The following is a 217-nucleotide window of genomic DNA, read 5'->3' as shown; positions in this document are numbered from 1 at the left end:
CCATCTGCTCGCCCCATTCCATGAGGATGACGGTGTCTTCGCCGGGATCCTCGAGTTCCTCGTCCAGACCAAGGGATTCCAGTTCGTCGAGCAGGCGGCCCACCGCATCCTGTCCGGGCGCGTATCCGTCGCCGCCCAGCCGGTATGCGTCGACATGCACCAGATGCGCGCGCGAGCCATCGGCAAAGACTCCCTCCAGTTCGCGTGCGATGGTGAA

The 217-nt window shown here is 64.5% G+C and carries 1 pseudogene (cut by a window edge); it reads right to left on the bottom strand.

The annotated features are described in order from the left end of the window. A pseudogene (locus B2994_RS00820) lies at window positions 1-217 on the bottom strand (tRNA (adenosine(37)-N6)-threonylcarbamoyltransferase complex ATPase subunit type 1 TsaE); its annotated part runs 146 nt beyond the window's last position; the annotation flags it as partial.

The organism is Bifidobacterium sp. UBA744, assembly GCA_002298605.1.
Lineage (GTDB): Bacteria > Actinomycetota > Actinomycetes > Actinomycetales > Bifidobacteriaceae > Bifidobacterium.
This window is presented reverse-complemented; position numbering and strand designations above follow the sequence as displayed.